The 1,429-nt window shown below is 58.2% G+C and carries 1 protein-coding gene; it reads right to left on the bottom strand.

The features are described 5' to 3' along the window. Positions 1 to 555: 555 nt before the first annotated feature. Positions 556 to 1,152 carry a TetR/AcrR family transcriptional regulator gene (locus AC3WTE_RS32595; RefSeq protein ID WP_318986944.1) on the bottom strand — a complete coding sequence of 199 codons (597 nt, stop codon included), beginning with the start codon at positions 1,150 to 1,152 and terminating at the stop codon, positions 556 to 558. Positions 1,153 to 1,429: the final 277 nt, after the last annotated feature.

The raw sequence follows: 1,429 nt of genomic DNA, 5'->3' as shown, positions 1-1,429 counted from the left end.
CGGCCGACAACCCGGCCACCCCGACCGGAACGGAGGTCGCCTGAAAAACACCAATCCACAGGTATTGACAATTACTCAGTCAGCTCTTGCGCAGCGTCAAGCGAGTGCTCCTTCGCCACCATCTGAGCCGTGCGCCGGGCCACTTGCAGTGCGAGGTTGTCTCTGACGTGCATTGAATCTGAAGTTGAATTAGCGCCAGTTATACCCAACGTGCGGTCACGGCCGAGTATGCGACAGTCGGTGCACGGCGTTCCCGCGCCCACTCACGCCGCTATAGGTCACGGCCGCACGGTTCAGCCAATGATGTCACGCAAAGCAACTCGCCCACCTGGTGCAGCTGGCACTGCCCGGTCTGGCCATGCTCATCAACTATGTTGCGCAACATCGCTTTTCGCACCCGCAGCATACCGGCGGGTGGTCGATCAACTGACATAGACTCATTTGGTGACGTAGACCCTCGTTGCTTCGCCGACGATCGCCGCTGTTGCAAGAACTTCCGGCGGGTCGGGAAAATTGAGCGTCACGGTTCGGGCACGCAGTAATGGTTTTCATCATCTAAACTCGAGCGACACCAAGAACGGCATGTCCCAAATCGGCAAGTAGAACCGAAATGCGTTCGGCGTCCATACCGGTTTCGCGGTATTGCAACGTCGACTGAATCGCTCCAATTGCGCCGTGGACTACAGCGCGTAATCCTGTCTCGTCAAGTTCGGGGCGGAGCTCACTGAGGACGTGCACCCACTCCTCGAGATATAGACGCTGTTTGCGACGTAACTGACTGCGCTGCTGCGCGGCCAGATTATGAAATTCGCGGTAGTAGACGATGGCGAGTTCGCGTTGGTCCAAAACGAGCGCTACATGGTCCGCGACGAGGGCGGTCAGTGCCTCGGCGTCGTCACGGCTCTGTTCGACGATCGAGGAAGCACGCTGCAGTAGCGTGTCGATCACTTGCTCGAATAGCGCCGCCAGCAAGCCTGCCTTGCTTTCGAAGTGTCGGTAAATCGCCGGACCGACGACGCCAGCGGAATCGCCGATATCGGCCATCGATGCGGAATGATATCCGCGGTCCGCGATAATCTGCGCGGCTGCCGTCAGAATCCGCGCTCGACGTTCATCGCCCCTTCTGCGACCGTCGGCGACCGTCAGACTCATAGCCGACCTTCCTTTCGCGGAAAAGGGTGGTTGTCTGGACCGTGCACGACGCCTGCGGAGTCGAAGCACCGCCCGTGATGTTAGCATTGATTCACTTACTCAAGCTGAACCTCCCGACATCAGCACCGAACGTGAATTGTGCTCCGAACGACTTGGCCTGCGAGGCTTTCTCGTCTGTAAGAAGCGCGCTACGTGCAATTTGTTGACGACGGTCGAAAAGTAGGCCAGAAGCGACGGTGAAAAGTAGGCCACGTGGTCGTGGTTATTGTGCCGTGTT

This window comes from Mycobacterium sp. FW102-FHT13B02 (assembly GCF_058790275.1).
Note: the sequence above shows the minus strand (reverse complement) of the source record. Positions and strands in the feature narration are given on the sequence as shown.

Excerpts from the sequence above, each read along its gene's own strand:
- AC3WTE_RS32595 (WP_318986944.1), bottom strand. The coding sequence starts at position 1,152 with ATGAGTCTGACGGTCGCCGACGGTCGCAGAAGGGGCGATGAACGTCGA.